General features: G+C 56.3%; 9 protein-coding genes. 2 read left to right on the plus strand and 7 right to left on the minus strand.

Annotation, left to right across the window (positions count from 1 at the left end; genetic code table 11):
* Positions 1-142 precede the first annotated feature (142 nt).
* Entirely contained in the window at positions 143-985 is an 843-nt protein-coding gene (locus HDF16_RS23635) for an NAD(P)H-binding protein (RefSeq protein WP_184222284.1), read from the minus strand.
* A gap of 127 nt (positions 986-1,112) precedes the next feature.
* Here HDF16_RS23635 and HDF16_RS23640 point away from each other — a divergent pair, with 127 nt between their 5' ends.
* Positions 1,113-2,054 carry a LysR family transcriptional regulator gene (locus HDF16_RS23640; RefSeq protein WP_184222286.1) on the plus strand — a complete coding sequence of 314 codons (942 nt, stop codon included), beginning with the start codon at positions 1,113-1,115 and terminating at the stop codon, positions 2,052-2,054.
* Positions 2,055-2,195: 141 nt separating this feature from the next.
* On the opposite strand, the gene HDF16_RS23645 is transcribed toward HDF16_RS23640, so the two are convergent.
* Entirely contained in the window at positions 2,196-3,104 is a 909-nt protein-coding gene (locus HDF16_RS23645) for an RNA polymerase sigma factor (RefSeq protein ID WP_184222288.1), read from the minus strand.
* A gap of 126 nt (positions 3,105-3,230) precedes the next feature.
* Between HDF16_RS23645 and HDF16_RS23650 the strand changes: the two genes are divergently transcribed.
* Positions 3,231-3,752 (plus strand): DinB family protein, encoded by a 522-nt coding sequence (locus tag HDF16_RS23650; RefSeq protein WP_184222290.1) that lies wholly within the window; start codon positions 3,231-3,233, stop codon positions 3,750-3,752.
* A gap of 624 nt (positions 3,753-4,376) precedes the next feature.
* On the opposite strand, the gene HDF16_RS23655 is transcribed toward HDF16_RS23650, so the two are convergent.
* The 5 genes from HDF16_RS23655 to HDF16_RS23675 all read right to left on the minus strand — a co-directional run bounded on the left by HDF16_RS23655 (position 4,377) and on the right by HDF16_RS23675 (position 11,360).
* Positions 4,377-7,529: a TonB-dependent receptor gene (locus tag HDF16_RS23655; RefSeq protein ID WP_184222292.1), complete on the minus strand. Its 3,153-nt coding sequence runs from the start codon at positions 7,527-7,529 to the stop codon at positions 4,377-4,379.
* A gap of 940 nt (positions 7,530-8,469) precedes the next feature.
* Complete coding sequence (locus HDF16_RS23660) at positions 8,470-9,030, minus strand: hypothetical protein (RefSeq protein WP_184222294.1); 561 nt, start codon at positions 9,028-9,030, stop codon at positions 8,470-8,472.
* A 142-nt stretch (positions 9,031-9,172) separates the two neighbouring features.
* Positions 9,173-10,036 carry an HTTM domain-containing protein gene (locus HDF16_RS23665; protein WP_184222296.1) on the minus strand — a complete coding sequence of 288 codons (864 nt, stop codon included), beginning with the start codon at positions 10,034-10,036 and terminating at the stop codon, positions 9,173-9,175.
* A complete protein-coding gene (locus HDF16_RS23670; protein ID WP_184222298.1) occupies positions 10,033-10,608 on the minus strand; it encodes a hypothetical protein in 576 nt (191 codons plus the stop codon). Before HDF16_RS23670 ends, HDF16_RS23665 begins: the two co-directional genes overlap by 4 nt.
* A 107-nt stretch (positions 10,609-10,715) precedes the next feature.
* Positions 10,716-11,360, minus strand: a complete 645-nt coding sequence (locus tag HDF16_RS23675) for an outer membrane beta-barrel protein (RefSeq protein ID WP_184222300.1) — start codon at positions 11,358-11,360, stop codon at positions 10,716-10,718.
* Positions 11,361-12,106: the final 746 nt, after the last annotated feature.

Here is a 12,106-nt window from a genome sequence, read left to right on the forward strand (position 1 = left end):
CTACCTCGACGAGGAAGCGAGAAAGCATCTTCTCGTCGGAGGGATAGCGGCTTCATTCCATGCACGGAAGCGGATCCTTCCCTGCTCCGAGTCTTCTCGTCCTATTAAGGTTCGAACGGCATTGCAGCTTGTTGCTTCGGCGTCATGCGAACTTGTCGACGTGTCTTGCGGCCCAGCCTTCGAAGGTCAGTGGTGGCCGGCCGGTGAGTTGGGCCACGGTATTGGTGGCCATCGCGGCTTTGCCTTCACGAATACTCTCGAACGACTTGGCTACGCCTGTCGCAATGGGTGCGGGGATGCCGTAGCGGACCATATTTTCGACTGCGGTCTCGGTGGTGATGTCGACCACACGCAGCGGCCGATGAATGAGCCGCGAGAGTATCTCAACCTGTTGCGGTGCGTCGATGAGCTGGCTTCCGGTGAGGTTGTAGGTCTCAGCGGAGAGGTGGGGCGAGCGCAGGGAACGGACGGCGACGGCTGCGATGTCCTCGGGAGCGATGGGGGCGTACTGCCCGGAGCCCATGGGGTTGTAGACGGTCGACTCGGACTTGATGGTCTGCAGCCAGCCGAAGGCGTTGGACATGAAGCCACCACAGCGGAGAAGGGCGTAAGGAAGGCCGGAAGCACGGATGGCTTCCTCTTTTTCGAGATGGAGTTTGCCCACGAGATTGACGGGATCGGCAGCGGAGAGAGACGAAAGGAAGACGATGCGCGGGGTTCCGTTGGCCTTGGCAGTTTCAAGGAACTGCCGGAAGGAGTCGATGGGGGTGACGATATTCATAACAAAGATGCCGTCGACTCCGCTGACGGCTTCCGCGTAGGTCTCGGGCTTGGTGAAGTCGCCGAGTGCGACTTGAACGCGGCCGCCCCAGTGTGCGACCTTGGCTTTGTCGCGGGTAAAAACACGGACCTGTTCGCCTTCTGCGAGTAGTTGATCGACGACATTGCTGCCTACATTGCCTGTTGCTCCGGTTACGAGATTCATGGTGTTGCTCCTTTTCCAGTTGCGGCTTTCTTGCGACGGCAATTTTGATTGCAGCTAATAGATGCATCGAACAATGCACCGGAAGGCAATACACTGTTGCTGTATGGGAACAATGATGAAGTTGGCAATGACGTCCAGACCGCCTATGACGGACCTCAATGAGCTTCAGGTCTTTGTGCAGCTCTCGAAGGCGCAGAGCTTCACGCGCGCGGCGCGAAAGATGGGAGTTCCGAAGTCGAGCGTGAGCCGTGCGATCGGGCGATTGGAGACGCGGCTGGGAGTCCGGCTGGTGGAGCGGACGACGCGAAGTATGGCGCTCACGGAGGCAGGAGCGCTGTATCTGAACCACTGTCAGAGGGTGATGGAGGAGGCCGAACAGGCAGACCTGGCGATGGGCGCTCTGCTGGCGAAGCCGCGGGGGCGGCTCTGGGTCGCCGCCCCGTTGCCATTTATACGCTTCGAGCTTGTTCCGCTGCTGGGAGAGTTTCTGGCCGAGTACCCGGATCTGTGCGTGAGCGTGGAGGCGCTTTCTGTCGAGAAGGTCTCACGCGAGGGAACGCCCGACGTGATGATATGGCCCGGGTCGCTACAAGATTCAGGACTGCTGATGAAACCGCTGGCGGAGATAAGGCTGGGAGCGTATGCGAGTCCGCTCTATTTAGAGAGAGTTGCGGCCGCTGGAGTCTTACCGATTACAGTACCTGCAGACCTGCTTGGGCATAGCTGCATCGCGTCGGGTTGCGGAACTCATGGCGAGCCCATGGACAATGCAGTGTGGAGGCTGAGGCGTGGAGCCGATGTGAAGGAGGTGCGGGTGGAGGTGCGCATCGCTGTGCCCGATCCTTCGATCACGCACCAGTTGGCGGTCGCAGGAGTGGGGATAGGGATGCTAGGCCACTCGATGGCTAGGGCAGATGTGAAGGCAGGCAGGCTGGTGAGGCTGCTGCCGGAGTGGGAGCCGGAGCCCATGCCGCTGCATGCGCTCTATCCCACAAGGCTAAGTTCATCGCCGAAGGTACGAGCGTTTCTGGATTTTCTGCGCATCCGGATGGGGAAGAAATTTGGGTGAGCGGCTGATGTCGCACTTCTGAGAGCAAGCGGGATCGATCGAAGAAATCCGTGACTCATTCGAATGAGGCGCACACAAGAGGATTCTTTGGCAATCCATCGTCAGCTGCACCCCAGAAGGCATTTTTCGTCGGCCCTTTTATCACCTCCAATCGCAGCTCGCCATAATATATGGCACATAGCGAAAGTCCTTGATACGAGCGATCTTCGATTTTTCCCATTCCACAACGACGAAATACCTTGGCACCGGCTCCAACTCCGGATGCCCCGCCTTCGCAGAAAAGATCATCACTGCAGGCCGCCCATCCACCACACCCGTTCTGGCGCTCCAGTCGTAGATGTTCGAGTAACGTCCGAAATATTGGCCCGTATCGACCGCCCCATTCGTCTTCGTCACTCCGACCACATCCAGAGTCACATCCCTTGCCAGCATATCCCTAAGACTGTCAAACTCGCGCGCGTTGAAGTGCCGCACATACTCTTCAAGCCGCGCCGCCTGTAATCCGTCCATCCGCGCTGTTTCCCGTGCGGGATCTTCGATAGCCAACCGAAGCGCAGCCCGTCCCCGGTGCAACACACCCTTTACCATTGCCACGCTCTTACCCAGGATCTCTGCAATCTCTTCGACCGTGTATCCAAGAACGTCTTTCAGAATTACTGCCGCCCTCTGCGCTGGAGGCAGTCCGACAAACAGCCGCAAACCCGCCTCAGCCGCGACACGCGCATCCAGTTCTGAGGTCGGCGACGAAAGTTCTGGATAGTCTTCTAGCGGATCGCTAAAGCGCCGAGCATAGTTCCTCGTATAGTCGATCGACGCATTGTGAGCGATGCGGAACAGCCACGCACGCAGATTCGGGATCGGCACGTTCTGCTTGAGCGCTGCAAACGCCTTTGTCAGCGTCTCTTGCACCACGTCCTCGCCGTCTATCACCGATCCCGTCATCCGAGCGCAGTAACGATGCAGCTGGGGACGAATCGCCAGGACCAGTGCCTCGAACTCCGTTGCTGTGCCGTCGCTCTCCATCGCGGCTTCCTGCTGCAGTTGGTTCATACGATACTCCCACTGACAAAACGATTGAGCACAGACAAACGATCCGCCGAAGTTGCCGAAACCGTCCGCGGATCGTTTCCTCCTCCAAGATCGTTCTCAGGATAGAACCATAAAGGAGAACCATTCATGCTCGACCGCCTCCACACCGTCAGCTCCAGCCTCAAGACCATCGACGATCTCCTCGTACTCTCGCTCTCCGACCTCACTCCGGATCTCGTTACCCGTCCCACTCGCAATGGCGAAGGTCCATCCATCCTCTGGCAGATTGAGCACATGATGACGATCCGCCACAAGGTACTGCAAGTACTTCGGCCATCCACGCCGGCACAGCAAGAAAACAGCAACACGCCAGTCGACCTTGCGCATCTCATCGGAGACTGGACCATCCTCGCAGCCAACATGCAGCAGGCCCTCGAAACCTGTACGCCCGCAGTTCTCGAGTCTCCGCAAAAAGGCGTCCCTCATGGCGAACCCAACATCTTTGGCTACATCAACTTCTTCCTCGGCTGGCACGAGGTCTATCACTTTGGCGCAATAGGAGTGACCCGCAAGCTCTTCGGCCTCGCGGAAGTCGCCGACCTCGTCCGCGCCCAACACAAACTCCAATCTCAGATGCCTACGGCGTTAATTGCATCCAACGCAAATTGAAATTCGCCGAGACCTTTGGGTTCCAGTGCGAACGCCTGTTGATCCGCAAACGCTCCGAGCCTTAATTTCTCTTCTTCGAAATTATTCGCTTTGATCGTTTGTCTGGGCGGTTAACAACCAGCCATTTTATTAGCTCGTGAAAGCCGGCTTCAAAGTCGTCTTCGGTCGAAAAAACCTGGGCGACCAAGGCCCACACCGTGCTCATCACAATGTGCGACCCGAGTCCGCGTCCGGTGTGGCCGGGCAACGCATTCTTAAATCCCTAATCCGGCTAGGAAAAAGATCATGGCGACTGCGAGAACGACAGCTCGCACCCGATGGATTCCGTCCCACTTGCGGATGTGCCGTTGTGTACTTTCCGTCCATCCATCGGCATCCATTTGGACCATGCGGTTGTTGATTGGGACCAAGGATAGTAGAGAAGCGCGATCGCTGCTCCCCATAAAGCGGTAGCGACACCGAGCAGCCCAACATGGGACTCATGTCGATGGGTGATTGTCTCCGAGACAAGCAACAGGAGGCTCGCAATATACCAGAAGGGCATTGCCCTGCCGAGTCGGCGTCCAAAGAGCCGAAAGGCTGTGGCCTGAGCCGCGAGATCGAGCTGGGACGCCCGAATCTCCCCTAGAACGAGAACCGTGCGCCAAATTCGCCTGTGAACGCCCGCGGCAGTAGAGTGCTTCCTGGGTTGACGAAGCCGAGCGGAGTCAGTTTTGTACTCCCGGCGGTGTAGTCCGAGATGTTGCCATCGTAATTACCCCCGTAGTTGGCTCGATTCGTCAGGTTGAATCCCTGAAAGAACACGTTGACGTTATACCGGTCCTTGATCGTTACAGTCTTGCTGATACGAGCGTCCAACTCAATGAAGGCATCTCCACTCAGCGTATCGTAGCTGGTCTCGTAGCATGCGCCCGCGGCTAGGCAGGTCTGGTAGAAGGTGCTTACGCTGCCACTTGCCTTTGCTGCCTGATAAAAGTTCGTAAAGTTGGCCACACTCTTCGTCTGGCCTGCGAACAGGGCGGCATGGGGGTTACTGCGACCGCTCCCTACGCCCCACAGGTCGCTCGAGGACTCGACGATGTCTACCGAGCGGGCAGTACCCGCCTGAAAAATTGGAGATATATCGATCTTGAACGGCAACGTCACCGTTCCCCCGGCCGTGATGTGGTGCGTCTCGTCGTTTGGAGCGCGGCCAAAGTCCGGCCGTCGGAGCTGCCCAAGAAATGGGTTGGTCGCTGTATTGCGGAACGCTGCGGGATTGCCTTCGAAAGCGAGTGCCTTGCTATAGGTGTAATTCGTGTTGATGCTGAACCGCTTGGCGACATTGGCGCGATAGCTGACGTTCAGCCCGTCGTAGTAGGAGCGGCCTATCGACGCTTCCAAACCGATACGCCCCAATACTGGAACGCCTGCCGCAGCGAATGCAGCGCTGAACGGCCGTGGCGCGCCTGCAAGGAAATACTCTTTCGGGTTCGAATTGACCGTCTTGTCTTCATGCAGCCCCCGCGCCTGCACATATTCCACCTCGAGCACCGAGCTCTTCGTCAAGGCGTATTGCAGACCTACATTGATCTGCTGGGTGTAGGGGTTCCTGAAGTGCGGATCCATCAAACGTCCCGTCGATCCCGGTGTGAGTTGCGCGGACGCGGGCGGAATCACCGGCAGCGGATCGATGCCGTAGCGATATTCGTTGAGAGGTATCCCGGTACCCGGAACCGGGTCGCATCCTGTAGCCGTCGGACCAGCGCACGAGATGCTGTAGGTATTTGCGAAGACCAGAGCGTTCGACTGCTGGATCATGAAGAGTGGAATATTTTCAAACGTCTGGCCGAAGTACAGTCCATAGCCGCCACGCAACACCAGGCGGCTGTTTCCGAAGACATCATATGAAAGTCCAATGCGGGGGCTGATGTCTTTGTTGTCGTTGTGGGGCAAGCCAGTGTACGTACCCCCGATATACCCGGTACTCGGAATGTAGCTAAAGCCTGCCTCGTTAGACCGGTCTGCCGGCACCGTCGCGATCCCGGTAGCCGCCGCCGCGATCAACTCCTGGTGGGTCCGGCTGTTTGCCTGCTTGCCGATGCCGTAGGTGTCGATGTCCTTGTCGTAGCGAATGCCAAGATTCAGCAGCAGACGCCGGCTTGCGTGCCAATCATCCTGGAAGTAGACGCCGATCATGCTCGGCGACAGGTTGAACGATGGATCGCCAGCCGTACCTGTGGAACCCTGGATGACACCCGGACTCGAAAAGCCGTTCGGGTACTTCGACGTGTCCAGCAGATTTGCCGCGGTATCGAAGAAGTCGAACTCAGGTGTTGGATTGTTCTCGAAGAACCCGCCGACTTGCGGTTCATAAAGATAATCCACACCGGTCTTCAGCGTGTGTTTGCCAACGGAGTAGGAGAAGTCGTCGCGGAACTGAAACTTGTGCTGGCTGGACTTCTGCGGCACATTCGGATTGGTTCCAAAGCTGGTGCCATCGGGAAACGTGAAATAAGGTGTGCGCGTCTTCGAGTCGATCAGGTTGTTCCAGTACTGAAAGCCAGCCGTAAAGTTATTCATCGATTTGTTGCTCAGTACTGTGCTGAGCGTAAGGTTCGCCAGAATCAGGTCGTTGATCGTGAAGTTGCCTTCGGTCGAGTCAACTTGGTTCGTCGACTGGTCGTTCAGGCTCTTGTTGTCCTGAGCGGTGTAGCTTCCGTAGACATGGTTCTTCTCGTTCACTTGATAGTCGATGCGGCCGTTGTAGCGCTTCTCGTCGAACGGCGTTGCAATACTCGCAACCGGCACAGCACCGAGCGGAACCGCCAACGCTAGTTCAGCCTGGGTTTCCGCGTCGACGCTCAAACTCGACCGCTCCCGCAGCCCTTCGTACGCGAAGAAGCCGAATGCTTTGTCCCGCAGGATCGGACCGCCGAAGGAGCCGCCGTACTGCTGCCGGCTGTACGAAGGCTTGGGATTGTTTGCCGCAATGTCGAGCGCGTTCTTCTTCTCGAAGATATCGTTGCGGAAGAATCCGTAGAGCGAACCGTGAAACTTGTTCGTACCGGACTTTGTAATGACGTTGATTGCTGCGCCCTCGCTTCGTCCGTTCTCGGCGGAAAAGCGAGCGGCGCTGATCTTGAACTCCTCCACGGCCTCAAGCGGCAACTGCATCACGGCGCCACCCACCGTGTTGTCCTTGTTGTCGACGCCATTGACGGTCGTGTTTGTGTTGCGGCCGCTTGATCCATTCACCGCGTAGACTGCATACCGATTCTTGGTGGGGTCGTAGCTGTCGACCAGCTTTACGCCCGGTGCCAGGATCGCGAGGTTTGCGAAGTCGCGCCCGTTCAGTGGCAAGTCCTGGATCTCTTGCGGCGTAACGTTCGTGCTGCTGTCCGTCTTTTCAGAGTCGACCAGCTGGTTCGTCATAGCGACCTCAACCACGGTACTGACTGAACCCGGCTTGATCACGATATTGGCCTGGACCGAGGCTCCAACCTGCAGATCCAGCACCTGTGTCGTCGAAGGGCTGAAACCCGTCGCCATGACGCCGACCGTGTACTGGGCTGCGGGAAGCAGATCGAAGCGGTACTCGCCGGCGGTGCCGGTCGAAGTGACGCGCTGCGCGTTGTTGGCCTTGTTTGTTGCGGTCACCGTGGCATTGGCGATCGCAGCCCCCGAAGTATCCGTTACAACACCGGCGATGTTACCGCTAGATGTAGCTTGCCCCATTGCCAGGCTGGTCACGGTCAGAAATGTGAAGATAAGTGCCAAGGTCGAGCTAAAGCGCATGACGCCTCCGGAAGGAAGTACAGTGTTTGCGCAGTCTGAACATGTGTTGCGATCAGCTACGCCTTGCGATTAGTTAATGGCTGTGTAACATCGACCATGTCATAACCGAATTTCCGTGTCAATCACTTTGAGATAGTCCGGTATATCGCGAAAACAGATTTTCCTATTGCGGCACGCCGTTTTTTGTAGGCGCGCCATCCGTCGATGGCATGACCCCGGCGGGAAAGGACAAGACGCGGCCGGCTCATACTTGCTGTACCCTTAAGGAACCTCTGATCGGGTCCCACTCGTCTTGCAAATGGCCAGCTTTACTCGTCACAGGCGGTCCTTTTAGGTAGGCCAAGGCTTAACCTCGGCAACAAAACCGGCCACAGACGCGGGCTTTAGCCCCTGGGGTATGCCGTTCGCCTTGCATTGCGTCCGTCGCCGCACCCAGGGCGCCGGACTTAGTCAAACCTACCTTAACGTTCGGGTGTCTCATCCCATCGCGTCTTCTGCGATGGGTGGAAACGATAATCTCCACGGACCGGGCCATAGCTTGCTCTTCGATTTCACTATAGCCGTAACAAGCGGATTACTTCTCCTTAAAGGCCTCTTTCGAGAGCCTGTTACGAACTTGTAGGAGACTACAAAATCCTCACCGCAACAATCGTCATACTGCTTCGCCCCCCGAGTAGCAGTCCACCGCATGACACAACTCCTCGGTCAACAAATGCAGTCTTGGACCGTTATGCGCCTGCACCACGCGATCGACCTCTCGACCTCTTCGCCTGTGTTGCCTCGATCCATTGAGACCGCCCTTTGTTTGCGGCAAGCTTAGTTTTTGACGGGCGCGATCCTGGATTCTTGGTCTGATTTGATCTCAACGACCCGGATTAGTCCCATCACCCCTGACAACCGGAGTTGTCGTGGGTGATCCTTGCTCGATGCTGGCTTGCAATTATCGGGCTGCCTGTCCCCTGACCACAACGACGTTGCTTCTGAATCCGGCCGCTTTCCAATAAACGTTGTAGTCGCGTGCCTCGGGGAAGTATTGGCGCAAAGAGAGACCTTTTCCGAATTGGTAGGTAGTGCCCGGACGGACGATGTCGTATCCGCCTGTAGGTTTTCCACCCATCCATAACTGTCCCCCGGGATCGGGCGCTTGCTTATCATCAATGACCAGCACCCATGAACTGGTCGCCGAGTCTAGGGTCTCATCAGAGTCATTCATCAACCGAAATGTAAGCGTCTCTAAACGATCATCCCCGTACCAGCCATGCTCCGCCTTCAGAGTTGCATGAAGACCAGCTTTACTTTCAGAGGACTGTCGTTGCGCGTTCTTTTGAGGTTGGCCGGACAGCTCAACACAGCAGCAACAAGCTAAAGCGAAGCAAGAAAACAACACAGCTACCCGGTGTTTACGTTCGCAGAGCCCGCTCCTTCCTAGGTGATTGTTTCGCTCGCTCAGTGTACGTCTCGCACCGATGGCCTGAAAATTTGCTTGCTTCTGACGGGCCATCCCAAACGTGCCGCAAACCTGTACTCACTGAAACCCGTTTCAGACGAGAACGCTGCTCCGGCTCTTTGAGATATGAATCCAGAAGTGCTCCTTTCGAGCTGCCCATATTGCCTCCCAACCGCCCAAAGCCATGTGATACACATTAAAACTCGAGGAAGGGGACGTAGGCCGAGAGAACATCCCACTGAAACATTGGAATGTTGAGAGCGTATTCCAGGGTGAGATGGAACAGTAGGCCACAGACCAGAACAGGTTTTCGAAACCTTCTAAACCAAACGAGACATGGAAAGAGAAGCTCAAAGGCCAGAGCGCCCCAACTACCGAACCGTAACAGCCACACGTTATAAAAAAGCTGCGGAATTGGAAACTGGCGGACTTCTCTAAGGTGCAGCACGTAGAAGAGGGCAGATCCATCCCACCACGTGCTGCCCTTTGCCTTCCACCAAAACGAAGCCAGATACAGTATGGCGAGTTGGCACTGAATGAGGCGGAGCGGCCAAGGAGAGATAAGGCGCGTCGACTGACGCCCCGATGGCGTTCGAATTGATCGCAGCCAATTGTCCACGGAAAAAACGGCACCGGACGAGGCAAAAACCATAAAGAAGCCCGCACTGCGCAGGAACGTATCCCCACCATGGAGGATCAGCGGTATTCGTTGATTAAGAGTGTTGAGCCCGAGGAACACAATGATGCTACTGATCCGCGTGCCGAGACCTAGCACAAGCGTCGCGGAGGCTGTGAGGAAGAGCCAATAGAGACCTGCAACCCAATTGTCCTGCGGGAAGATTGCGAACAGGTCGAGACGGAATCCGCTCTCCGCTTGATCGATGGTCGCCATGCTGATCCATCCGTGAACGCCGAACCAATTCAACCAATCGGCATGGAGCAGCAGAAGCGTCGCACAGACGCAAAGGCCAAACAGCACTCGAAATACAGCGGCCGGCCAAGGCGAGACGGGCTTAAAAAAGAACTCTCTCAATGAAGTCCCTAGGGTCGTGGCCGTCATTGCAGATCCTCGGGTTGAACGCGTACCCCGCCGAGTATGGTCGACTTGGCCGCGAGATCGTCTCCGACCGCACCTTTCTTCGGATCGATTGGTGACTCGTATTTAATTAAGATGACCCTTTCTGGCGGATCTACTGGATCTGCATATAGGCGTGCCACAGCTCTCTCTACGTCCGGCCAGAGGCCTGAACAATCGCTGCAGAGGAGACTCTCGCCGAACTTCCGATAGCGCTCTTTGCGGTAACGCTCCGTAAGTGGCAGCTGCTCCATGCGAGGAAAGGAATAGAGCTTGTACTGGCCACTTTTAGTGACGACGATAGCTTGGAAGAATTGTTCAGCTGACTTCGGGTCTGGGGCAAACATATCCCACGTCTCAGTCATACCGATACACCGCATGTAAGGTGCGACCAGAGAACGCGCCGCACGTAAAGGCGCGATGTCGATAGGTATGGCGAAGAGAAGAAGGACAGTGATGTGAAAAGTGATAAATGCAGCGATGATCTTCGTGCGGAGAGAGCTGTTTCCGGATCTCTCATCGCGGCCCTGTTTTCCGCATATCTGCTTGATGAACATTCTGTCTCGCGCAACCCTGTAATGCACCAGGAACAAGGCGATTAGGGTTGCCGCCGCGATTGCCCAACGGCGGATTTAGAACTTTATTAGTGACTCGGAAAGGCCTGTCAGAACCTGAAATAGGCGCCAATCACGGGCTCGGCTGTATGTACAAACTGCCCTGAAGAGGAAAATCCTTTCGCCAACTGGGCAGCTTTATACACATTCCCGCGATACTGGAATCTCAATCCAAGATGCGGTAGTACCCCATAATCCAAGCCGCCTCCGTACACCAACACGCCCTTGGCTTGCGTTTGAGTTGATGTCGTTTCATTGCCACCCGTTGATACAGAGGCGCTCGGCACGTTCAGAAGTACCCCGCCACCCGCCAGCACAAACGGGCGAAGATTCAGCAGTTTGAATGACGCCAGCCAGTCTGCCGTAATCTCATGCGCATTCCCGGGTACGTGAGTGGAGAACCTGTAACCAATGTTCCCACAAGGCGCTCCGCACGTTACAAGCGAGTCGGAGGTGTAACTTTGGTTCGCCCGGTTGAAGGCATACGTTGCTTCAAACCCCACCAATGGGTTTTTGATATGCCGCACCTCAAACAATGCGCCCGCAGCGTTCGAAGGGCTCTGAGTTACTCCATTGCCGTCGCTCTTTGCGGTGAATGCTCCATAGACACTGGCGGTCACATCTGTCTGCGCCCGCGCTACACCCGCCGTAGATACTACGGCACCAAGAACTAACAACATCAACCCTTTGCGCATGTCACCGCTCTCCAAAAGTCGCTGCGCTCGCAGCCCATATAGCGTTGTACTTGTCGGACGGCGATCAGCCACATCCGTTATCCACCGTGAACCTTTTTGAACACTCTAAATCGTGACGGTCGAATGGTTTGGGTCCTAGGGTGTAGTTTTCAAAGTTACCTGTCGTAGGCTTTCAGAGCTATTTGCCGTGAGCTCACTTCATGTTGGAACTAACCGAGCTTCGGAGGAACCGCGCGCCAGCAGGCCATGGCGAAGTTCCACCTGGTAGAGCCGCATCTCGTGCATGGTCAAAGACTCCGCCAGCCACGGCCGTTCCGCCATCAGAGCAAAACCTACCTCAGTGGCTAGCGCACCCCAAACATCCGCCAGACGGATCGGTTGGGCACGAATTTCGACCCCTTGCCAGGAGCGAAATGCAATATTTGCTCGAAGCAGGATGGACCCCATCGGGAGTCAATCTTCCGGAAAGCCTCTCAAAGCCGACGTCGTGCGGCGATCATTCGCCCGACCGGCGGAAACTTCCGGCCACCTAACAGGCTGCTCACTCAGATGTAAGTGTGCTGAGGCTCAATGACGCTCAGACCATCTCACCGGCATCGCGGACGCTGCTCACGAGAGTCTCGTCATCGGACAAGCGTAACCAGAAACCCCCTCGCTACGACAGATATCGCCTGAAATCTACGACAAATAGCTTTCACAACAACACGCAACTCCTCACAGGTTGTCCTCGTGACAGCGTTGTTGGT

The organism is Granulicella aggregans (assembly GCF_014203275.1).
In the GTDB taxonomy this organism is placed as follows: domain Bacteria; phylum Acidobacteriota; class Terriglobia; order Terriglobales; family Acidobacteriaceae; genus Edaphobacter.